Genomic DNA, 20,522 nt, shown 5'->3' on the forward strand with positions numbered 1-20,522 from the left:
ATGACAGCCGCTCAGCGCTTCTCGAACACCGCGATGCTCTCCACGTGCGCGGTGTGCGGGAACATGTCCATGGCACCGGCGCTGACCAGGGTGAAGCCCTGTTCGTTGACCAGATAGCCGGCATCGCGCGCCAGCGAGCCCGGGTGGCAGCTGACGTAGACGATGCGCTTGAACTGCTTCAGCGGCAGCTGCTGCAGCACTTCGATGGCGCCCGAACGCGGCGGGTCCAGCAGCAGCTTGTCGAAGCCCTGGCGCATCCACGGCGTGCTGCGCTGGTCCTGGGTCAGGTCGGCGCTGAAGAACTGGGCGTTGGCCAGCCCGTTGCGCACGGCATTCTCACGGGCACGCGCGACCAGGCCGGCATCGCCTTCCACACCCACCACTTCGCGCACGCGGCGGGCCAGCGGCAGGGTGAAGTTGCCCAGGCCGCAGAACAGGTCAAGCACGCGTTCGTCCTCGCCCGGCTCAAGCAGGTCCAGAGCGTGGGCGATCATCTTTTCGTTGAGCTTGGCGTTGACCTGGATGAAGTCCAGCGGGCGGAACGCCAGTTCCACGTCCCAAGGCGCCAACCGGAACGACAGCGGCACGCCCTGCCCGTCCAGCGGCTGCACGGTGTCCACGCCGCCGGACTGCAGGTAGATCACGAAACCATGCTGCTGGCCAAAGGCGGCCCAGGCGGCGCGGTCGGCATCGCTGAGCGGCTGCAGGTGACGTACGGTCAGCACCACCGCCTGATCGCCGGCGATGAACTCGATCTGCGGGATGTCGCGCTTGCCATCGAGCGATTCGATGAAGGTCGACAGCGCCTCGACCTTGGTACCGATCTCGGGGATCACGGTCAGGCACTGGCTGAGGTCGGCGACGAAACGCGGGTCCTGTTCACGGAAACCGACCAGGGTCTTGTCCTTCTTCTCGACCCGGCGCACCGAGAAGCGGCCCTTGCGGCGATAACCCCAGCTCTCGCCGACCAGCGGCGCCAGCACCTTGCCCGGCTTCACATGGCCGATCCGCTCCAGGTTGTCCATCAGCACGCGCTGCTTGGCGACGATCTGCTGGTCTTCGCCCAGGTGCTGCAGCACGCATCCGGCGCAGGTACCGAAATGCGGGCACTTCGGGGTCACGCGCTGGGGCGAGGCCTGCAGCACTTCCACCGTGCGTGCCTCGTCGAAATGGCGGCTGCGGGCGGTCTGTTCGGCCATGACCACCTCGCCCGGCAGGGCGCCGCTGACGAAGGTGACCTTGCCGCCCTCGCCTTCACGGCGGGCGACGCCGCGACCATCATGGCTGAGGTCGAGGATCTCGGTCTGGAACGGGGTACGGTCGATGCGGGAGCGGGATCGGGCCACGTGGCAACAGGCTGCGGGCAAAAATGGGGGCACATTGTCGCAGATCCTGACTGGCAGGGTCCGGACCCGCTTGCGCCCGCCGCCGCCGTGCTTGATGATTGCAGCAGCTGACATGGAGGCAGCCCTGATGCAGATGACCCCGCGGGCCAGCCGGCCCCGCTTCCTGCTTGTCGAGGACGACATCATCAGCCGCGGTTTTTTCAAAGCGGCGTTGGAAACGTTACCGGCGGACGTGGACACCGCAGATTCATTGGCCAGTGCGCTGGCCAGCGCCGAGCCCGGCGCGCATGACCTGTGGCTGATCGACGTCAACCTGCCGGACGGCAACGGCGCGCAGCTGCTGCGTGAACTGCGCCGTTCGCACCCCGATACCCCGGCGTTGGCGCATACCGCCGATGGCGACACCTCCATCCATGCCCGCCTGCGCGAAGCTGGCTTCAGCGACACGCTGGTCAAGCCGCTGGGCCGCGACCAGTTGCTGAAGGCCGTGCGCCGGGCACTGGTGAACAGCCCGGCGGGGATCTCCGTTGCCCCGGCTCCGGCAGCGGTCGAGCTGCAGGTGCAGGACTGGGACGAGACCGCGGCACTGGCCGCGCTCAATGGCCAGCGCAACCACTTGATCGCGCTGCGCGAGCTGTTCCTGGCCGAGTTGCCGGGCGTACGCGACGCGGTCGAGCAGGCGGTGGACCAGCACGACGAGCGCCAGCTGCGCAGCCAGCTGCACCGGTTGCAGGCGAGCTGTGGGTTTGTCGGCGCGGCACGGCTGGGACGGGCGGTGCGGCAGCTGCATCATGCGCCCGAGTCCGGGCAGGCCCAGGCGGGGTTCCGCGACGCGGTAGCGGCCCTGCTGCATTGAGGGTTGGTCGGCAGGGCTGCGCCCTGCACCCGCAGAGGCTTCAAGCCAGAGCAACACCAAAGGCCAGAGCCAGAGCGGCTCTGGCTTTCTGCTTGTTGGGCGGGGCGGTGTGGGTTGGCAGGACACGCCGTAAACCCATCCCTGGGGGCTCGATGGCGCCATCCATGGCGCCAACGGTCCTGCCAACCCACACCGCCCCACCCCCGACAGATTCCCGGTGACGGCGGGTAGATCCACGCCATGCGTGGATGAATCTCAATCAGAATCAAATATTTCGAATTGAAATCGAAACGCATCCACGCATGGCGTGGCTCTACTGTGTCGACCAAGGTCGACACCCACCAGAGCAGAGTGCCGTTCCGACAGCTCGCAAGAATCTGTCGAAGGCGGGGTGGGTCCGGTTGCGGGAGTGTCCGCGGCATGGATGCCGCGGCCAAGCCCCCAGGGACGGGTTTACGGCGTCTCCCGCAACCGGACCCACCCCGCCATCCCACGGAATGCATGCTGTTGCTGTTGCTGTTGCTGTTGCTGTTGCTTTGGCCTCGGCAGGTGCAGGGCTGCAAGCCCTGCCGAACACCCCCTACCTGCGGGGCGCGAGCTGCTCGAGCATTTCCCAGGACTTCAGGCCGCGTGGCCCGAGGTGATGGGCCAGCACCCGCCGCATCGGCAGGCGCAGGCTGGCCAGGTCGGCGGCAGCGGGCTCTTCGTCGGCCGCCAACGCCAGCAGCGCCGAGCCAGTGGCCGCCGCCCGGCGTTCCCCACCGCGCTCACTGAGCAGGCGCTGCGCGCCTTCCTGTGGGTCCAGCTCGTAGCGCGCGGCCGGGTCGATCGGCTGGCCGTCGCTGGCACTGTCCAGTTCGAAACCCAGGCCCAGCGCGGTCAGCAGCTCGCGCTCGAAACGACGCAGCGTCCAGGCCAGGCCGGCACCGACCGCCAGCCGTGCGCGCGCTTCGCCATAGGCCAGATACAACTCAGGCAACGGATCCTGGCGAGGTGCCAGGCGCAGGGTCAGTTCACTCAGATAGAAGCCGGCCAGCATCGCCTGGCCGACCAGGCGCGGGGCCGCATCCAGCGCTTCAGCGCCGCGCAACTGGGCCAGTTCACCGCGCTGCTGGGCGCTGAAGCGGATCCACTGCAATGGCTGCAGGGCAGCGCGCAGCACCTGGCCCTTCGCGGTTGACACACCACGCGCGAGCAGGCCAACGCGGCCATGCTGCGCGCTCAACACCTCGACCAGCAGGCTGGTCTCGCGGTAGGCCCGCGCATGCAGCACGAAGCCGGTGTCGTCCTCGATCATCATCGAAGCGACCGCAACGGCTTACTCGTAACCGAAGGCCTTCAGCGCGGCCTCGTCATCGGACCAGCCTTCACGCACGCGCACCCAAGTCTCAAGGAACACCTTGGCCCCGAACAGACGCTCCATCTGCAGGCGGGACTTGGCGCCGATCTCCTTGAGGCGGGCGCCGCCCTTGCCGATCACGATGGCCTTCTGGCCTTCGCGCTCGACCCAGATCACCGCGCCGATGCGCAGCAGGTTGCCGTCCTCGGTGAAGCGCTCGATCTCAACGGTGGTGGCGTACGGCAGCTCTTCGCCGAGCTGGCGCATCAGCTGCTCGCGTACCAGCTCGCCGGCCAGGAAACGCTGGCTGCGGTCGGTGATCTCGTCCTCGCCGAACATCGGCGGCGCTTCCGGAAGCAGCTTCAGCACGTCGCGCACCAACGCTTCCAGGCCATTGCGCTTCTGCGCCGAGATCGGATGCACGGCAGCGAAATCACGGCCTTCGGTCACCTGCTGCAGGAACGGCAGCAGCGCGCCCTTTTCCTTCAGGCGATCGATCTTGTTGACCACCAGCACCACCGGAATGCCGGCATCGCGCAGCACATTGAAGGCCAGGCTGTCTTCTTCATCCCAGCGACCGGCCTCGATCACCAGCAGGCCGGCATCGACGCCCTCCAGCGAGCCGCGCGCGGCACGGTTCATCACCCGGTTCATCGCCCGCTTCTGCACCTTGTGCAGGCCGGGGGTATCAACCAGCACCAGCTGGCCTTCCGGGTAGGTGGCGATGCCCAGCAGGCGATGGCGCGTGGTCTGCGGACGGTTGGAAACGATGCTGACCTTCGCACCGACCAGGGCATTGGTCAGGGTCGACTTGCCCACGTTCGGGCGGCCGATGACGGCCACGCTGCCGCAATGATGAGGAGTTTGTTCGCTCACTTGGAATCCAGTTGTTCTAGGACGGCCGCAGCCGCCTGTTGTTCGGCAAGCCGCCGCGAGGCGCCTTCGCCCTCGGTGCTGGCGGCCGGGTCGGCTACATTGCAGCGTACCCGGAAGTGCTTGGCATGGTCGTCACCGGATTCTGACACCAGTTCATACTGCGGCAACGCCTTCTGTCGGGCCTGCAGCCATTCCTGCAGGCGGGTCTTGGGGTCCTTCTCGGGACGGCCGGAGGCCGGCAGCGCCTCGATCGAAGCGCTGAACCAGGGCAGTACCACCGCCCGGCAGGCCTCGAAGCCGGCATCCAGGTAGATCGCAGCCACCACGGCTTCCACTGCGTCGGCCAGGATCGAGTCGCGGCGATGACCGCCGGACTTCATTTCGCCCGGGCCCAGGGTCAGCCGCTCGCCCAACTGCAGGGTGCGCGCGATCACCGCCAACGCACCTTCGCGCACCAGCTCGGCACGGGCACGGGTCATCGCCCCTTCGTCAGCCTTGGGCCAGCGTCGGTACAACGCCTCGGCCGCCATCATGTTGACGATGCTGTCGCCGAGGAACTCCAGGCGCTCGTTGTGCGGCGCACCGGCACTGCGATGTGTCAGCGCCTGCTTGAGCAGGGCCGGGTCGCTGAAGGCATGACCGATCAGGTCGCCACGTTGGATGAATTTACTGGGCACCGCTTCGTGTCAGGTCCTGGGAAGAATCGAATTTGCCAACCACATCGAGGTTGCCGATCAGCTGGCGACGCACTTCGTAGTTGACCTTGAGGGTCCAGCCATTGTCGCGACGGTCGAACTTCACGTTGGCCGGCTTCACATTGTCCGAGTAGTTGATGTACAGGCGCTTGAAGAACAGGTCCTGGATCCGCGACGGCTCCATGCTGCCCACGCCCGGCTCGTTGGCCAGGCTCTTCATCGCCGAGCGCACGGCGTAGTACTCCTGGTACATCGGGAACAGCTTCATGCCGATGTAGAGGAAGAAACCGACCACGATCAGGACCGTCAGGAACGAGGTCAGGGTCATGCCGCGCTGCGTGTTCATCGTCTTCATTGCGTTCTCCCCAGATACGCGTTGGATGTGAAGGTACTCAGTTGATGCCCGATCAGTTGATGCTCGAGCCGATCCGCGACGGCTCGAAGCCATCCTTGCAGAACCAGCCCTGGCAGTTCAGCCAGATCAGGAAGGCCTTGCCGCGCAGGTTCTCCTCCGGCAGCAGGCCCCAGAAACGGCCGTCGTCGCTGTTGTCGCGGTTGTCGCCCATCACCAGGTACTTGCCGGCCGGCACCGTCCACTGGCCCTGGCCGCGCGGGTAGTCGGTCTCCAGCACGGTGTGGGTGCGGCCCGGCAGGTGCTCGACCAGCAGGTTGGCGCCTTCGCCCTGACCCTTGTGGCCGGCGTAGATGCCCTTGTTGTCGTACTTCAGCGGCTCGCCATTGAGGATCACGCCGTCGCCTTCGAAGACCACGGTGTCACCCGGCACGCCGATCACGCGCTTGATGAAGTTCTCGCCCTTGGCCGGGTCGTTGTCGCTGTGGCCGGGGAAGTGGAATACCACCACGTCGCCACGCGAGGGCTCGCCGAACGGCACGATCCTGGTGTTGCTGATCGGCAGGCGCAGGCCGTAGGAGAACTTGTTGACCAGGATGAAATCGCCGATCAGCAGGTTCGGCATCATCGAGCTGGACGGGATCTTGTACGGTTCGGCAATGAAGCTGCGCACGATCAGCACGATCGCCAGCACCGGGAAGAACGCACGCGAGTAATCCACCAGCACCGGCTCGGAATCGAGCAGGCCGGCGCGCTGGGCGCGACGCTTGGCGAGGTACAGCTTGTCCGCAAGCAGGATCAGGCCCGAGGCCAGGGTCAGCACGACCAGGAGGATCTCAAACAGTTTCATTCAGGGTCCTTTGCAACGTCACCGGACGACCGGCCCCGCAGGGCCGGTGCGGGATTACTTGTTGTCCATCTGCAGCACGGCCAGGAACGCTTCCTGCGGGATCTCCACGCGGCCGACCTGCTTCATGCGCTTCTTGCCTTCCTTCTGCTTTTCCAGAAGCTTCTTCTTGCGCGAAACGTCGCCACCATAGCACTTGGCCAGCACGTTCTTGCGCATGGCCTTGACCGTGGTACGGGCGATGATCTGCGAGCCGACCGCAGCCTGGATGGCGACGTCGAACATCTGGCGCGGAATCAGGTCCTTCATCTTCTCGCACAGCTCACGGCCACGACGGTCGGCATGGCTGCGGTGCACGATCAGCGACAGTGCGTCGACCTTGTCGCCGTTGATCAGCACGTCCACGCGCACGAAGGGGCCGGCGTCGAAGCGGACGAAGTGGTAGTCCAGCGAGGCGTAGCCACGGCTGACCGACTTCAGCTTGTCGAAGAAGTCCAGCACCACCTCGGCCATCGGCAGCTCATAGCTGATCTGCACCTGGCTGCCCAGGTAGTTGATGCCGATCTGGCTGCCGCGCTTTTCTTCGCACAGCTTGATGATGTTGCCGATGTACTCCTCGGGAGTGAGCACGTTGGCACGGATGATCGGCTCGCGGATCTCCTCGACCTGGTTCACCGGCGGCAGCTTGGCCGGGTTGTCCATGTTGATGATCGAGCCATCGGTCTTCAGGACTTCATACACCACCGTCGGCGCGGTGCTGATCAGGTCCAGGTTGTACTCGCGCTCCAGGCGTTCCTGCACGATTTCCATGTGCAGCATGCCCAGGAAGCCGCAGCGGAAGCCGAAGCCCATCGCCTCGGAGCTTTCCGGCTCGAAACGCAGCGCGGCATCGTTCAGGCGCAGCTTGTCCAGCGCTTCGCGCAGGTCCGGGTAATCTTCGGCATCGACCGGGAACAGACCGGCGAACACGCGCGGCTGCATTTCCTGGAAGCCCGGCAGCGGCTTCGGTGCCGGGTCGCCGGCCAGGGTCAGGGTGTCGCCGACCGGCGCACCGTGCACGTCCTTGATGCTGGCGGTGACCCAGCCCACTTCACCGGCACGCAGCGCAGGCAGCACTTTCCGCTTCGGCGTGAACACGCCGACGTTGTCGACCTGGTGGTTGCGGCCGGTGGACATCACCTGCAGCTTGTCACCGGCCTTGATCTCGCCCTGCATCACGCGTACCAGCGAGACCACGCCCAGGTAGTTGTCGAACCAGGAGTCGATGATCAGCGCCTGCAGCTTCTCGGTGTCGCGCGGTGTCGGCGGCGGGATGCGATGCACGATCGCTTCCAGCACGTCCTGCACGTTCAGGCCGGTCTTGGCACTGACCGGCACGGCGTCGGAGGCGTCGATGCCGATCACGGCCTCGATCTCGGCCTTGGCGCGCTCGATGTCGGCAGTCGGCAGGTCGATCTTGTTGATCACCGGCACCACTTCCAGGCCCTGCTCCACCGCGGTGTAGCAGTTGGCCACCGACTGCGCTTCCACGCCCTGGGCCGCATCGACCACCAGCAGCGCGCCTTCGCAGGCGGCCAGCGAGCGACTGACTTCATAGGAGAAGTCGACGTGGCCGGGCGTGTCGATGAAGTTCAGATGGTAGGTCTGCCCGTCCTTGGCCAAGTACGGCAACGACACCGACTGCGCCTTGATCGTGATGCCGCGCTCGCGCTCGATCGGGTTGGAGTCGAGCACCTGCGCTTCCATCTCGCGGGCCTGCAGGCCACCACAGAGCTGGATGATGCGGTCGGCCAGCGTGGACTTGCCGTGGTCGACATGGGCGATGATGGAGAAGTTGCGGATGTTCCGCATCGAATCAGAAGACATAGGTGGCGGCGGCGCGCGGCGTCGTCAGGGTAACGGTCGATTATCGCATGCCCGGCGCCCCACCGCGAAAGCGGACTGCTCGGGCCCCGCCCGGAAAGGCCGAAGCCCCGCCAGGGCGGGGCTTCAGGGGAGACACAGGGGCCGCCGAAGCGGCCCCGGCAAGCCTTACTGGCCGGCCTTGACCGCCACGAAGGCGCTGTTGCCGTTGCCGGTGCGCACCAGCAGCATCACCACGTCGTCCTTCTTGTAGCTGGACAGCGCCCGGTTCAGGCTCTCCACGCTGCCGACCGGGGTACGGCCGACCTGCAGGATCACCATGCCCGGAGACAGGCCGGCATCACGCGCCGCCTGGCCCTTGACTCCGGTGATACGCACGCCTTCGTTGCCATCCAGGCCGAACTGCTTGCGCTGCGGTGCGGTCAGGTCGCTCACGTCCAGGCCCAGCAGGGCATTGGCGCCGGCCTGCGGTGCCGCATCGGGCCTGGCGGCAGACGCCGCACGGGCATTGCCCTGACCGTCTTCGCTCAGCGCCGTGAGCGTGGCGCTGAGGTCGCGCGGCTTGCCGTCGCGGATCACCCCCAGCGTGACCCGGCTGCCCGGTGCCATCGCACCGATCAGCGGCGGCAGGTCGGACCAGCTGTTGACCGGGCTGCCGTTGACCGAACGCACCACGTCGCCGATCTGCACACCGGCCTTCTCTGCGGCACTGCCGGCGACGATCTGGTTGACCAGCGCGCCACGGCTGTCGGGCAGGCCCAGGCCCTGCGCCTTCAGCGCATCGATCGGCTCGACCACCGCACCCAGCTGGCCACGGGTGACCTTGCCACTCTTTTTGATCTGCTCGACCGCGCTCATCGCCAGGTCGATCGGGATCGCGAAGCTGATGCCCATGTAGCCGCCGGAGGCGGAGAAGATCTGCGAGTTGATGCCGACCACTTCGCCGCGGGTGTTCAACAACGGACCGCCGGAGTTGCCCTGGTTGATCGCCACGTCGGTCTGGATGAACGGCACGTAGCGCTGGTCGGCGCCACCCGTGCTACGCCCCAGTGCACTGACGATACCGGCGGTGACCGAATGGTCGAGCCCGAACGGCGAGCCGATCGCGACAACCCACTGGCCGGGCTTCAGCGTATTGGAATCACCCACGCGCACGGTCGGCAGGTTCTTGCCATCGATCTTCAGCAGCGCCACGTCGTACTGCTGGTCGCTGCCCACCACCTTGGCGTTGAACTCACGGCTGTCGCCCAGCTTGACCTTCACGTCGCTGGCATCGGCCACCACGTGGTAGTTGGTCAGCACATAGCCATCGGGCGAAATGATGAAGCCCGAGCCCATGCCGCGGCCCTTGATGCTGGGGCCACCGTCCGGGCCGCCCGGGCCCTGCCCCGGCATCGGGAAGTCCGGGCCGAAGAAGCGACGGAAGAATTCCGGCATGTCGTCGTCACCACCCATCGGGCCCCGCGAAGCCTGGCGGTTGGTGCGGACGATGGTGGTGTCGACGTTGACCACACCCGGCCCGACCTGTTCAACAAGGTTGGTGAAATCGGGCAGGCCGGTAACCAGCGGCTGTGCCGGTGCCCTTGGCGCGGTGGCTGGAGCAGCCTGGGTCGGGGCGGCCGGAGCCGGTGCCTGCGCGCAGGCCACCAGCGGCAGGGTCAGGGCCAACAGGCCCATGGCCTGCGTGCGGAGTCGGGGAGTCATCGGACGGCAACCTCCGGATCGGATGGAAAGAGGAATACGGGCCCCGCTGACGGCGGGGCGTGAAAGCGCCCGGCTCAGTCGCGCGGGCGCGGCGGCACCGGCAGGTCGTCCTGCAGGCGCGGCTCGAACGGGTAGAAGGCGGCGCCACCGGTATGGGCCGGGAAGCTGGCATTGAGCGCGCCGCCGGCGGCAGGCGCCAGGCTGGAACGCGGCCACGGCCGCGCCTGCAGCCCACCGACCTCGCCAAACGGCATGTTGCGGCTGCCATTGGCCGGTATGGTCGGGGTCAGCGGCGCCTGCGCAGCAGCCACCGCGCGTTGCGGCACGTCCTCACGCTGGGCGGCACGCGCGGCCTGCTGGCTGCGGGTGGCACTGGCGCGGCGGGTGTCCTGGCGGCGACCGGCAGTGGCCATCGCCAGGGCGGGAGTCGCCGCCACAGCCATCGCGGCCGTGTCTGCAGAGGCTTCGGTAACCGGGGCAGGATCGGTCGGCACGGTCGGCAGCTCCGCCTGGCTGGCGATCACCTGAGGTGCCAACGGCTCGCCCGGGGTGGCTTCCTTCAGCTTCTCACCGCCCATGAACAGCGCCACCGCTGCCACTGAAGCGGCCAGTGCGGCACCACCGCCCCAGGCCCGCCAGCCACTGCGACGCACCTGACGGCGCGGCGCGGCCTGCGGCGCAGGCTCGGCGGCGATGGCAGCAGCCACGGCGGAACTGAACCCGGCCGGGGCCAGTGCCGACGCCTGCCCACGCATCACGTCGCCCAGCAGCTGCCAGCGCTCCTGGCAGCCGGCCAGTTCGGGGTCATGCTCCATCCGCCGCAGCAGGAAGCGCGCTTCATCGGCGCCCAGCTCGCCATCGACCAGGGCCGACAGCTGCTCGCGATGGCGCTGGTCCAGGCGCTGCCCGGCGGGCGATTGATGGTTCTGCGATTCGTTGAACGGGTTACTGGTCATACGCGGCTCTTCTCACGGGTGGCGCTGCCGATGTCCAACAGCGGCCGGAGTTCGGTGTCGATCGCCTCGCGCGCCCGGAAGATCCGTGAACGCACGGTGCCGATCGGGCACCCCATTTTCTGCGCGATTTCCTCGTAGCTCAGGCCTTCCACCTCGCGCAGGGTGATCGCCGACCGGAGCTCTTCCGGCAGCGCGTTGACGGCCTTCATCACCGTCTGTTCCAGCTCCTGGCGCATCAACTCGCGTTCGGGCGTGTCGGTGTCGCGCAGGCGCGTACCACTGTCGAACTGTTCGGCATCGCCGATGTCGATGTCATCGGTCGGCGGCCGTCGATTGTGTGAAGCCAGGTAGTTTTTGGCGGTATTCACGGCGATTCGATGCAACCAGGTTGAGAACTGGGCGTCGCCACGGAAACTTCCGATCGCGCGATAGGCGCGGATGAAAGTGTCCTGGGCGACGTCCTGACATTCGCTCCAGTCGGCGATGTAGCGGCCGACAAGGGCCACCACGCGATGCTGGTACTTGCGCACCAGGACATCGAACGCGGCGCTCTCGCCGTGCTGCACGCGCCGGACCAGTTCCAGATCCAGCTCCTGTGGTGTATCAACCTCGGCCATGAGGGGCCGCACTCCTGTCAGCCCAACCGACGTCGGGCAATGAGACTGCCAATCCCGGGAAAAGTTCAGTCGCCGATCACCCGGCGCCGCACCAGCTTTTAACCACCGTTCCGTTAGCGTTCCGGTCCACGGCCATGGATCCGGGGTCGCCACTCCCCTGCTATTGGGATTTGACGCGGGGGAAACAACCTCTGGATCATAGCCGCTTCTCCATACACAACCGGATGGAACGTCCATGCTCTCAGGCTTCGATGGTCTCCGCTTCAGCCACTGGCACCCCGAGATCCGCGACGACGGCGTGGTGGTCCTCTCCCTGGATCGCCAGGACAGCAGCGTCAATGCCATGTCGCAGGATGTGCTGCTGGAGCTGGGTGACCTGCTTGAGCGCATTGCACTGGACCCGCCCAAGGGCGTGGTGATCCAGTCGCTGAAGAAAGCCGGCTTCATTGCCGGGGCGGACCTGAAGGAGTTCCAGGAGTTCGACCGTCGCGGCACCGTCAACGATGCCATCCGCCGCGGCCAGGCTACCTACCAGAAGCTGGCCGAGCTGCCCTGCCCCACCGTGGCGGCCATCCACGGCCATTGCCTGGGCGGCGGCACCGAGCTGGCGCTGGCCTGCCGCTATCGCGTGGCCTCCAATGACAGCAGCACCCGCATCGGCCTGCCGGAAACCCAGCTGGGCATCTTCCCGGGCTGGGGCGGCAGCGCGCGCCTGCCGCAGCTGGTCGGCGCTCCCGCGGCAATGGACATGATGCTGACCGGCCGTACGCTGTCGGCCTCGGCCGCGCGTGGCATCGGGCTGGTCGACAAGGTGGTGGCACCGGCCGTGGTGCTCGACACCGCCGTGGCGCTGGCGCTGTCCGGCACCACGCGCCCGTTCAAGCAGCGCGCAACGGCCTGGGCCACCAACACCTGGCTGGCACGCACGCTGCTGGCACCGCAGATGGTCAAGCAGGTCGCACGCAAGGCCAAGAAGGACCAGTATCCGGCGCCCTACGCGCTGATCAGCACCTGGCAGCGCAGTGGCGGCAAGCCGATCCAGGCGCGTTTGGACGCCGAGCGCCGCGCGGTGGTGAAGCTGGCCAGCACCCCGACCGCGCGCAACCTGATCCGCATTTTCTTCCTGACCGAACGCCTGAAGGGCCTCGGTGGTGGTGATTCCGGCATCCGCCACGTGCACGTGGTCGGCGCCGGCGTGATGGGCGGTGACATCGCCGCCTGGGCCGCCTACAAGGGCTTTGAAGTGACTCTCCAGGACCGCGAGCAGCGCTTCATCGACCCCGCCATGGAGCGCGCGCAGGCGCTGTTCGCCAAGAAGGTGCGCGACGAGAGCAAGCGCCCCGCCGTGGCCGCGCGCCTGCGTGCCGACCTGGAAGGCAACGGCGTGGCCGAGGCCGACCTGGTGATCGAAGCGATCATCGAGAACCCGGAAGCCAAGCGTGCGCTGTACCAGACGCTGGAACCGAAGATGAAGCTGGACGCGCTGCTGACCACCAACACCTCGTCGATTCCGCTGGTGGAACTGCGCGACCACATCCAGCGCCCGGCGCAGTTCGCTGGCCTGCACTACTTCAACCCGGTGGCGCAGATGCCACTGGTGGAGATCATCCACCACGACGGCATGGCGCCGGAGACCGAGCGCCGCCTGGCCGCGTTCTGCAAGGCGCTGGGCAAGTTCCCGGTACCGGTGGCCGGCAGCCCGGGCTTCCTGGTGAACCGCGTGCTGTTCCCGTACATGCTGGAAGCCGCCACCGCGTATGCCGAAGGCATTCCGGGCCCGGTGATCGACAGGGCCGCGGTGAAGTTCGGCATGCCGATGGGCCCGATCGAACTGATCGACACCGTCGGCCTGGACGTGGCCGCCGGCGTCGGCCGCGAACTGGCGCCGTTCCTGGGCCTGCAGATTCCAGCGGCCTTGCAGACGGTGGAGCCGGACAAGCGCGGCAAGAAGGACGGCCAGGGCATCTACACCTGGGAAAACGGCAAGCCGAAGAAGCCGGACGTGGCCAGCGATTACCAGGCCCCGGCCGATCTTGAGGACCGCCTGATCCTGCCGCTGTTGAACGAGGCGGTGGCGTGCCTGCACGAAGGCGTTGTGGCCGATGCGGACCTGCTGGATGCCGGCGTGATCTTCGGTACCGGCTTTGCCCCGTTCCGCGGTGGTCCGATCCAGCACATCCGTGCGGTCGGTGCCGATGCGATCGTCGAGCGGCTGAAGGCACTGCAGCAGCGTCACGGCGACCGTTTCGCCCCGCGCCCGGGCTGGGACAACCCCACCCTGCGCGAACCAGTGGTTTGAGTTTATCGGCCGGGCCTGCGGCCCGGCACCCGCGGTAGTGCCGGCCGCTGGCCGGCAACCTCAAAAGCCAGAGCCGGAGCAACAGCCGGCTCTGGCTTTTCTGTTTGTTGGGCGGGACGGTGTGGGCAGGCAGGACACGCCGTAAACCCATCCATGGGGGCTCGATGGCGCCATCCATGGCGCCAACGGTCCTGCCTGCCCACACCGCCCCACCCCTGACAGTTTCCCGGTGACGGTCGGTGAATCTCGATTCCGGTGTGGATCACTACGAACGGGTGGGTGGCTACCTGGGCCGCCACCAGGAGCGAAGCAACCAGCGTTTGATTTTGACTTTGATTTTCTTTTTTCTTCTCCGTGGCTGGACGCACACGGAAACTGTCAGAGGTCGGGCGGGGGGATTCGCGGGGGTGTCCGCGGCATGGATGCCGCGGCCAAGCCTCCACGGACGGATTCACGGCGTCCCCCGCGAACCCACCCCGCCCGGCCAAGCGCGGCTTTTGCTTTACGCGACCAACCCCACAGCCACGAGGGGCTGCGCCGTTGGCTGGAACACCCTGTTACCCATACGGGGCATGTGCCCGTCACAGCTGCATGCGATGCTGACCGCCTGATCCCTGCCAGCGAGAACGCCCGCATGACCACCATCATCGCCCCGCGCGTGCACGACATCGGCGGACTCGAAGTCCGTCGCGCCGTCCCCACCCTGCAGGCGCGCAGCATCGGCTCGTTCGTGTTCGTCGACCAGATGGGCCCGGCGCTCATGCATCCCGGCACGGCCATCGACGTGCGCCCGCATCCGCATATCGGCCTGGCCACCGTCACCTATCTGTGGTCGGGCGCCATCGGCCATCGCGACACACTCGGTTCGGACCAGGTGATCCGACCCGGAGACGTCAACTGGATGACCGCTGGCCGCGGCATCGCCCATTCCGAGCGCACGCCGCAGCCGGACCGCGATCACGACAACCCGATCCATGGCATGCAGACCTGGGTAGCGCTGCCGAAATCGCACGAGGAAATCGAACCGGCGTTCTACCACCACGCCGCGGCTACGTTGCCCGAGCAGCGCCGCAACGGTGCCTGGCTGCGCGTCATCGCCGGCCGCGCCTATGGCGAGGAATCGCCGGTGAAGGTGTTCGCCGACACCCTCAACGTGGCAATCGATCTCGACCCGGATGCGGAAATCGATATCGACGACGGCCACCGCGAGCGCGCGCTGTACATCCTCGAAGGCGACGCACAGCTGGATGGCGTGGACATCCCTGCACAGCATCTGGTGATTCCCGAAGCCGGCGCACGTGGCCGCCTGCGCGCGAAGACGCCGGTGAAGGCGATGCTGTTCGGTGGCGAGCCGCTGGATGGCCCGCGTCACCTGTGGTGGAACTTCGTGTCCAGCTCGAAGGAACGCATCGAGCAGGCCAAGCACGATTGGGAGGCCGGCCGCTTCGGCACCATTCCGGGCGACGACAAGGAATTCATCCCGCTGCCGCAGTACTGAACATCGCGTGTTGCACACATCCGAAGGTGTATGCCTGCACCCGGCGTTGACGCTACAGTCACCCGCTGATCATTGAAATGTGACATAAATCACACTTTCGACCGTCAAAGGAGTGCAACACATGAGCATGGGTAAACGCTTGTCCGCCGAATTCCTCGGCACGTTCTGGCTGGTTCTGGGTGGCTGCGGCAGTGCGGTGCTGGCCGCCAAGTTCGGCGGTGACAGCAATCCGCTGGGTATCGGGTTCCTCGGCGTGGCGCTCGCCTTCGGCCTGACCGTGGTGACCGGCGCCTATGCGTTCGGCCATATCTCCGGCGCGCACTTCAATCCGGCGGTCAGCGTCGGCCTGTGGGCCGGTGGCCGCTTCCCGACCAAGGACCTGATCCCCTACATCATCGCCCAGGTGGCTGGTGGCCTGTTGGCCGGCTTCATCCTGCTGCAGATCGCCTCGGGGGCCAGCGGCTTCGCCATCGACGGCAGCCAGGCCGGTGCGTTCGCCAGCAATGGCTATGGTGCGCTGTCGCCCGGCGGTTACAGCGTGGCGGCGGCCTTCCTGTGCGAAGTGGTGCTGACCGCCGTGTTCCTGATCGTGATCATGGGCGCCACCCACGGCAAGGCACCGGCTGGCTTCGCGCCGCTGGCGATCGGCCTGTCGCTGACCCTGATCCATCTGATCAGCATCCCGGTCACCAACACCTCGGTGAACCCGGCCCGCTCCACCGCCGTGGCCTTCTTCGCCGGCAGCGGGGCGGTCAGCCAGCTGTGGCTGTTCTGGGTCGCCCCGCTGCTGGGCGGTGCGATCGGCGGCATCATCTACAAGTGGCTCGGCAACGACCGCTGAGGCCTGTGCGGACCATTGCGGCTGACCTTCGGCCGCAATGGTTACGCTTGTAACCGCAATTTGTGCGATCGCTCACGTTCCGTTAAGGTTGAGTTGACCGTCCGTGCACATGCCGGCCGGCGGGGCATCCGGGGATGGGATGCCAAGGCCGCCGGTCCATCCGACGGAGCCACGACACACCACCTTGGGGGATGCATGAAGTTCGCGCCTGTAGTGTTGTCGAGCCTGCTGTTCGCTGCGGCCCAGGCCGCCGCGCAGGCTCCCACCGAATGTCCTTCATTGCCGGCCAACAGCGGCCTGCAGTGGCAACAGCAGGCACAGGCCGATTTCCTGGTCTGCCGTGCCAGCACCAGCGATGGCCGCGAGGTACTGAGCCTGATGCTCAGTGCACGCGATCCCAACCTTCCATTGAACCGCTCGCTGCGCCACGAAAAGGGCAGCTTCGGCGGTGAATCACTGTACTGGTACCAGCCCGATCTGGGAGGCCAGCAGCCGCCCGGTTATGCCGAGCGCCGCATCAGCGTGGTCAAGCTCGACAAAGGGCGTTACGCGCAGATTTCGCTGTATCCGGACAGCGCGCAGGAACTGGGTTCGCTGCAACAGCTGGCGCAGGGGATGAGCCTGACCCCGTCGGCCGTGGCTGCCGGGAACTGACGATGGCGGGGATGACTGCCTTGCAGCATCCCCGCAATGCGAGCCGACCTGACGGTAGTGCCGGCCGCTGGCCGGCACCTCAATCCGCCGTGACCGCAGGCAGTTGCCGGCCAGCGGCCGGCACCGCCTCAGAACTTGCCTTCCTGGAAATCGACGAAGGCCTGCATCAGTTCCTGCCGCGTGTTCATCACGAACGGGCCATGGCGCATCACCGGTTCTCGCAACGGACGACCAGCCACCAGGATCAGCCGCGCACCCTCGCTGCCGGCCGACAGATGCAGCTGCTCGCCACCGCCCAGCACCGCCAGTTCCTGGCGGGCGACGTCGCGCGCCGCGTCCTGCTCACCCACCGTCACCGCACCTTCGAACACATACGCGAAGGCGTTGTGCCCTTCCGGCAAGGCATAGGTCCAGGCGCGATCCGGGGCCAGCGTGATGTCCAGGTACAGCGGATCGGTGGCCGGCTGCACGATCGGGCCCTGCGTGCCATCCACGTTGCCGGCGATCACCTTCACTTCCACGCCGGCGTCCGGCCGCACCACGGGAATGCGCTCGGGCGCGAACTCCTGGTACTTCGGCTCGGTCATCTTCTCTTTCGCCGGCAGGTTCACCCACAGCTGGAAGCCGCGCATCTGACCGCTTTCCTGCTCGGGCATTTCCGAATGCACCAGGCCACGGCCTGCGGTCATCCACTGCACGCTGCCCGGGGTAAGCAGGCCCTCGTTGCCGTGGTTGTCGCGATGCCGCATGCGCCCGTCGAGCATGTAGGTGACGGTCTCGAAACCGCGATGCGGATGCTCCGGGAAGCCGGCGATGTAGTCCTCGGCACGGTCGGTGCCGAATTCATCGAGCAGCAGGAACGGGTCCAGGTCAGGCAGCGTCGGGCCGCCGATGACGCGGGTCAGGCGCACGCCGGCACCGTCGGAGGTGGGCATGCCACGGATGGTCCGCAGTACGCGGACCGGTTCGGGAAAGCTCATGGCGACTCCTGTTGGATGGATGCCACTGAAGATGGACGCCACATGGCCGCACGCCAATGGACGGCGCCGCAACCGATTGTTCCATCCCTGATGTTCGCTGCATGTCAGCACAACAAGCGTACGACCAAAGTACTACCGCCGATTCGTCCTGTGCCAATTGACCCTGCCGAGGGCACGCGGGACTCTTTGACTGTCTTTCCGGGAGAGAGCACCTCATGAAAGGGTTTTCCAAAATAGGCTGGGCGGTACTCGCCCTGCTCGGCGCCTTCTGTCTGGGCACCGTGGCCTTGCGCCGCGGCGAACACATCAATGCCCTGTGGATCGTCGTCGCCGCCGTTTCGCTGTACCTGGTGGCCTACCGCTTCTACAGCCTGTTCATCGCCAACAAGGTGATGCAGCTGGATCCGACCCGGGCCACCCCGGCGGTGATCAACAACGATGGCCTGGACTACGTGCCGACCAACAAGCACGTGCTGTTCGGTCACCATTTCGCCGCCATTGCCGGTGCCGGCCCGCTGGTGGGACCGGTGCTGGCCGCACAGATGGGCTACCTGCCCGGCCTGCTGTGGCTGGTGGTGGGCGTGGTGCTGGCCGGCGCGGTGCAGGACTTCATGGTCCTGTTCCTGTCCAGCCGCCGCAACGGCCGCTCCCTGGGCGATCTTGTGCGGGAAGAGATGGGCCAGGTGCCCGGCACCATCGCGCTGTTCGGTGCGTTCCTGATCATGATCATCATCCTGGCGGTGCTGGCGATGGTGGTGGTCAAGGCGCTGGCCGAAAGCCCGTGGGGCATGTTCACGGTGATCGCGACGATGCCCATCGCGATCCTGATGGGCGTGTACATGCGCTACATCCGCCCCGGCAGGATCGGCGAGATTTCGGTGGTCGGCCTGATCCTGCTGCTGGCCGCGATCTGGTACGGCGGCAAGGTCGCCGCCGATCCGGTCTGGGGCCCGGCCTTCACCTTCACCGGCACCCAGATCACCTGGATGCTGATCGGTTACGGCTTCGTTGCCTCGGTGCTGCCGGTGTGGCTGCTGCTGGCCCCCCGCGATTACCTGTCGACCTTCCTCAAGATCGGCACCATCATCGCGCTGGCCGTCGGCATCCTGATTGTGATGCCGGAACTGAAGATGCCGGCGCTGACCCAGTTCGCTGCCAGTGGTGATGGCCCGGTGTGGAAGGGCGGCATGTTCCCGTTCCTGTTCATCACCATCGCCTGCGGTGCGGTCTCCGGTTTCCACGCGTTGATTTCCTCCGGCACCACGCCGAAGCTGCTGGCCAATGAAGCGCACATGCGCTACATCGGCTACGGCGGCATGCTGATGGAATCGTTCGTGGCGGTGATGGCGCTGGTCGCAGCCTCGATCATCGATCCGGGCATCTACTTCGCGATGAACAGCCCGGCGGCGGTGATCGGTGCCGACGCGGCCTCGGCGGCGCACTACATCACCAACACCTGGGGCTTCACCATCACGCCCGAGCAGCTGACCGCGACCGCGGCGGCCATTGGCGAGCCGACCATCCTGCATCGCGCAGGTGGCGCACCGACACTGGCGGTGGGCATCGCGCAGATCCTGCACGAAGCGATTCCCAGTGGCAGCGACGCGATGATGGCGTTCTGGTACCACTTCGCGATCCTGTTCGAAGCGTTGTTCATCCTCACGGCAGTCGACGCTGGCACCCGTGCCGGTCGCTTCATGCTGCAGGACCTGCTGGGCAATTTCGTGCCGGCCCTGAAGAAGACCGAATCGTGGACCGCCAACATCATCGGTACCGCCGGCTGCGTGGCGCTGTGGGGCTACCTGCTCTACACCGGCGTGGTCGATCCGTTCGGTGGCATCCAGACGCTGTGGCCGCTGTTCGGCATCTCCAACCAGATGCTGGCGGGTATCGCACTGATGCTGGGCACGGTGGTGCTGTTCAAGATGAAGCGTGACCGCTATGCGTGGGTGACGGCCGTGCCGGCCATCTGGCTGCTGATCTGCACCACCTACGCCGGCTTCATCAAGATCTTCGACAGCAATCCGGCGCAGGGCTTCCTGGCCCAGGCACACAAGTTCCAGGCCGCCCTCGCCAGCGACACCATCACGGCACCGGCCAAATCGGTGGCGCAGATGAAGCAGATCGTGGTCAACGCCTACGTCAACACCGGCCTGACCGCGCTGTTCCTGCTGGTGGTGGGCGCAGTGCTGGTGTATTCGATCAAGACCATCCTGGCGGCCCGCCGCAATCCGCAGCGCAGCGACCGCGAGACCCCGTACGTGGCGCTGAAGCCACATGAAATGGTGGATCTGTGATGAGCACGCAACTGGTTCCCGCCGGCCAGTACCAGGCACACCGCCGCATCTGGCGGCGCCTGGTGCAGACCGCCCGACTGTGCTGTGGCATTCCTGATTACGACAACTACGTCCGGCACATGCTGGAAAAGCATCCGGACCAGGAGCCGATGGATTACAAGACGTTCTTCCGCGAGCGCCAGGAAGCGCGCTACGGCGGACGCAACGGTGGTCGCTGCTGTTGAGGTTCCAGGGTGGGTGCCGGGCTTGCAGCCCGGCGCCCGCAGAGGCCGGAGCAACGGCAACAGCTGAGGCGTCGGCTCTGGGTTTCTGTGTGGTTGGCGGGGTGGTGTCGGATGGCGGGGACGCCGTAAACCCATCCCTGAAGTGACCCCCGGGAGTTGGACGTCAGATCCAACCCCGAGGGATACATGAACAGATACGACGCACGTTTCAAACTGCAGGTCGCCAAAGAGGCCTGCAAGACCTCCACATCGGTCAAAGCCATTGCCCGTCGCCACGG

General features: G+C 66.4%; 19 protein-coding genes. 8 read left to right on the forward strand and 11 right to left on the reverse strand.

Going from position 1 to position 20,522, the window contains the following annotated elements; all coding sequences use genetic code 11:
* Window positions 1–11: 11 nt before the first annotated feature.
* A complete protein-coding gene (gene rlmD, locus AC5P67_RS05310; RefSeq protein ID WP_111198234.1) occupies window positions 12–1,346 on the reverse strand; it encodes a 23S rRNA (uracil(1939)-C(5))-methyltransferase RlmD in 1,335 nt (444 codons plus the stop codon).
* Between the two features lie 127 nt (window positions 1,347–1,473).
* Between rlmD and AC5P67_RS05315 the strand changes: the two genes are divergently transcribed.
* Window positions 1,474–2,202: a response regulator gene (locus AC5P67_RS05315; protein ID WP_005410597.1), complete on the forward strand. Its 729-nt coding sequence runs from the start codon at window positions 1,474–1,476 to the stop codon at window positions 2,200–2,202.
* A gap of 580 nt (window positions 2,203–2,782) precedes the next feature.
* Here AC5P67_RS05315 and recO read toward each other — a convergent pair.
* The 9 genes from recO to rpoE form a co-directional block, all read right to left on the reverse strand.
* Window positions 2,783–3,502: a DNA repair protein RecO gene (gene recO / locus AC5P67_RS05320; RefSeq protein WP_005410598.1), complete on the reverse strand. Its 720-nt coding sequence runs from the start codon at window positions 3,500–3,502 to the stop codon at window positions 2,783–2,785.
* An 18-nt stretch (window positions 3,503–3,520) separates the two neighbouring features.
* Window positions 3,521–4,417, reverse strand: coding sequence for a GTPase Era (era, locus tag AC5P67_RS05325; protein ID WP_005410599.1), 897 nt, complete (start codon window positions 4,415–4,417; stop codon window positions 3,521–3,523).
* On the reverse strand, window positions 4,414–5,094 hold the full coding sequence (gene rnc, locus AC5P67_RS05330) for a ribonuclease III (protein ID WP_005410600.1): 681 nt from the start codon (window positions 5,092–5,094) through the stop codon (window positions 4,414–4,416). The genes era and rnc overlap by 4 nt, the downstream gene beginning before the upstream one ends.
* Window positions 5,084–5,467: a DUF4845 domain-containing protein gene (locus AC5P67_RS05335; protein ID WP_005410601.1), complete on the reverse strand. Its 384-nt coding sequence runs from the start codon at window positions 5,465–5,467 to the stop codon at window positions 5,084–5,086. The genes rnc and AC5P67_RS05335 overlap by 11 nt, the downstream gene beginning before the upstream one ends.
* 52 nt (window positions 5,468–5,519) lie before the next feature.
* Window positions 5,520–6,314, reverse strand: a complete 795-nt coding sequence (gene lepB, locus AC5P67_RS05340) for a signal peptidase I (protein WP_005410602.1) — start codon at window positions 6,312–6,314, stop codon at window positions 5,520–5,522.
* 54 nt (window positions 6,315–6,368) lie between these two features.
* Window positions 6,369–8,162 carry a translation elongation factor 4 gene (gene lepA, locus AC5P67_RS05345; RefSeq protein WP_005410603.1) on the reverse strand — a complete coding sequence of 598 codons (1,794 nt, stop codon included), beginning with the start codon at window positions 8,160–8,162 and terminating at the stop codon, window positions 6,369–6,371.
* 180 nt (window positions 8,163–8,342) lie between these two features.
* Window positions 8,343–9,878: a DegQ family serine endoprotease gene (locus AC5P67_RS05350; protein ID WP_005410604.1), complete on the reverse strand. Its 1,536-nt coding sequence runs from the start codon at window positions 9,876–9,878 to the stop codon at window positions 8,343–8,345.
* A gap of 74 nt (window positions 9,879–9,952) precedes the next feature.
* Complete coding sequence (locus tag AC5P67_RS05355) at window positions 9,953–10,834, reverse strand: sigma-E factor negative regulatory protein (RefSeq protein ID WP_076739745.1); 882 nt, start codon at window positions 10,832–10,834, stop codon at window positions 9,953–9,955.
* Window positions 10,831–11,451: an RNA polymerase sigma factor RpoE gene (gene rpoE / locus AC5P67_RS05360; RefSeq protein WP_005414197.1), complete on the reverse strand. Its 621-nt coding sequence runs from the start codon at window positions 11,449–11,451 to the stop codon at window positions 10,831–10,833. Before rpoE ends, AC5P67_RS05355 begins: the two co-directional genes overlap by 4 nt.
* A gap of 235 nt (window positions 11,452–11,686) precedes the next feature.
* On the opposite strand from rpoE, the gene AC5P67_RS05365 reads away from it, so the two are divergent.
* The 4 genes from AC5P67_RS05365 to AC5P67_RS05380 all read left to right on the forward strand — a co-directional run bounded on the left by AC5P67_RS05365 (window position 11,687) and on the right by AC5P67_RS05380 (window position 16,743).
* Window positions 11,687–13,750, forward strand: coding sequence for a 3-hydroxyacyl-CoA dehydrogenase NAD-binding domain-containing protein (locus AC5P67_RS05365; RefSeq protein ID WP_024958698.1), 2,064 nt, complete (start codon window positions 11,687–11,689; stop codon window positions 13,748–13,750).
* Window positions 13,751–14,384: 634 nt separating this feature from the next.
* Entirely contained in the window at window positions 14,385–15,248 is an 864-nt protein-coding gene (locus AC5P67_RS05370) for a pirin family protein (protein ID WP_005410608.1), read from the forward strand.
* Between the two features lie 121 nt (window positions 15,249–15,369).
* Entirely contained in the window at window positions 15,370–16,089 is a 720-nt protein-coding gene (gene aqpZ, locus AC5P67_RS05375; RefSeq protein ID WP_099596886.1) for an aquaporin Z, read from the forward strand.
* 195 nt (window positions 16,090–16,284) lie between these two features.
* A complete protein-coding gene (locus tag AC5P67_RS05380) occupies window positions 16,285–16,743 on the forward strand; it encodes a hypothetical protein (protein WP_005410610.1) in 459 nt (152 codons plus the stop codon).
* Window positions 16,744–16,871: 128 nt separating this feature from the next.
* On the opposite strand, the gene AC5P67_RS05385 is transcribed toward AC5P67_RS05380, so the two are convergent.
* Window positions 16,872–17,723: a pirin family protein gene (locus tag AC5P67_RS05385; RefSeq protein ID WP_033834360.1), complete on the reverse strand. Its 852-nt coding sequence runs from the start codon at window positions 17,721–17,723 to the stop codon at window positions 16,872–16,874.
* A 215-nt stretch (window positions 17,724–17,938) separates the two neighbouring features.
* Here AC5P67_RS05385 and AC5P67_RS05390 point away from each other — a divergent pair, with 215 nt between their 5' ends.
* The 3 genes from AC5P67_RS05390 to AC5P67_RS05400 all read left to right on the forward strand — a co-directional run.
* Entirely contained in the window at window positions 17,939–20,020 is a 2,082-nt protein-coding gene (locus AC5P67_RS05390; protein ID WP_005410612.1) for a carbon starvation CstA family protein, read from the forward strand.
* A complete protein-coding gene (locus AC5P67_RS05395) occupies window positions 20,020–20,244 on the forward strand; it encodes a YbdD/YjiX family protein (RefSeq protein ID WP_005410613.1) in 225 nt (74 codons plus the stop codon). Before AC5P67_RS05390 ends, AC5P67_RS05395 begins: the two co-directional genes overlap by 1 nt.
* Before the next feature lie 186 nt (window positions 20,245–20,430).
* Window positions 20,431–20,522: transposase (locus AC5P67_RS05400; RefSeq protein ID WP_305099592.1), on the forward strand; the 92-nt coding region annotated here is incomplete at its 3' end.

Source organism: Stenotrophomonas sp. YJH_SMC_21, from assembly GCF_059369555.1.